Source organism: Amycolatopsis sp. NPDC104587, from assembly GCF_055583645.1.
Genome location: NZ_JBVJNO010000033.1, coordinates 1 through 1,568, shown reverse-complemented (window position 1 = coordinate 1,568; position 1,568 = coordinate 1). Strand labels below are relative to the sequence as shown.

2 protein-coding genes are annotated in these 1,568 nt (G+C 68.9%); both read right to left on the bottom strand.

What is annotated here, in order from left to right:
• Positions 1-602 (bottom strand): cyclic nucleotide-binding domain-containing protein (locus tag ACZ61C_RS47625; RefSeq protein WP_465314623.1); only part of this gene is annotated, 602 nt, incomplete at its 3' end.
• Between the two features lie 5 nt (positions 603-607).
• Positions 608-1,568, bottom strand: a 961-nt coding sequence (locus ACZ61C_RS47620; RefSeq protein WP_465314622.1) for a family 2B encapsulin nanocompartment shell protein, incomplete at its 5' end; no start/stop codon positions are given.

Here is a 1,568-nt window from a genome sequence, read left to right as displayed (position 1 = left end):
CGCAGGGTTTCGGAGCGGCCGTTGAGGCGGGCGTAGGTGGTGGCGGGTAGGACGAGGGCGGTGACGCGGGTGGCGGCGCGGGCGGTGAAGGTCCAGGTGGTGGTGTCGCGGGCGAGCAGTTCGGCGCCGAGGTGGTCGCCGTCGGTGGCGGTGGCGAGGGTGGTTTCGTCGCCGTATTCGCCGCGGCCGTGGCGGGTGACTTTGCCGTGGGCGATGAGGATGAGGGTGTCGAGTGGTTCGCCGGCGGTGAGCAGGGTGGCGCCGGGTTCGTATTCGCGTTGTTCGAAGGCGTCGGCGAGGGCGGTGAGGGCTTGTTCGTCGCTGAAGCCGCGCAGGAGTTCGAGTTCGGTGAGTTCGGCGGGCACGACCTGCACCCGGGAACCGGTGCTGAAAAAACTCACCTTGCCGTCGCCGATGGTGTAGGTGAGGCGGCGGTTGACGCGGTAGGAGCCGGCGGGGACGTCGACCCAGGGCAGCTGGGACAGCAGCCACCGGGTGGTGATGCCGCGCATCTGCGGCAGGGTTTTGGTTGTCGTCGTGAGGGTCCGTGCCGCTGTGACGCTCAGCGACAGCTGCACGGACGCCTCTTCGGTGACCGTCACGGGTCTCAGCTCTCCCGGCCGATTTCGGCGCTTTCCAGCACCGCCAACGCATCCGGCACCAGCACCGCCGCCGAATAGTACGCCGACACCAGATACGAGATGATCGCCTGCTCACTCACGCCCATGAACCGCACGTTCAACCCCGGCTGGTACTCATCCGGCAACCCCGTCTGATGCAACCCCACCACGCCCTGGGCCTGCTCCCCGGTCCGCATCAGCAGCACCGAGCTGGTCCGGGTCTCGGTGACCGGGATCTTGTTGCAGGGCAGGATCGGCACGCCCCGCCACGCCGGGACCTGGTGCCCGCCCAGGTCCACCGCGTCCGGATACACCCCGGCCTTGGTGCATTCCCGCCCGAACGCCGCGATCGTCTTCGGGTGCGCGAGGAAGAACCCGGGGTCTTTCCACACCAACGCGAGCAGCTCGTCGAAGTCGTCCGGGGTCGGCGGCCCGGTCCGGGTCGGGATCCGCTGGGCGAAGTCGGCGTTGTGCAGCAACCCGAAGTCGGTGTTGTTGACCAGCTCGTGTTCCTGCCGCTCCCGCAACGCCTCGACCGTCAGCCGCAGCTGCTGCTCGATCTGGTTCATCGGCTGGTTGTAGAGGTCCGCGACCCGGGAGTGGACCCGCAGCACCGTCTGCGCGACCGAGAGTTCGTATTCGCGGGGGGAGGCTTCGTAGTCGACGAACGTGCCGGGCAGGGTCGGTTCCCCGTCGTGGCCCGACGCCAGGGAGATCTCCGCTTCGCCGTGGTCGTTGCGGGCGCTGGCCCCATCGGCGACGTAGGCGTCCAGGTGGGCCTGCAGGGTGTCGGAGCGGGAGAGGACGTCGTCGAACACGTGCCGGGGCAGGGACAGGACGGTGCAGGTGGTGACGGCTTTGGCGGTGAACTCCCAGATCCCGTCGGTGCGGACCAGGGTGGTGTCGCCGAAGTAGTCGCCGTCGGCGAGGGTGCCCAGGACGGTCTGG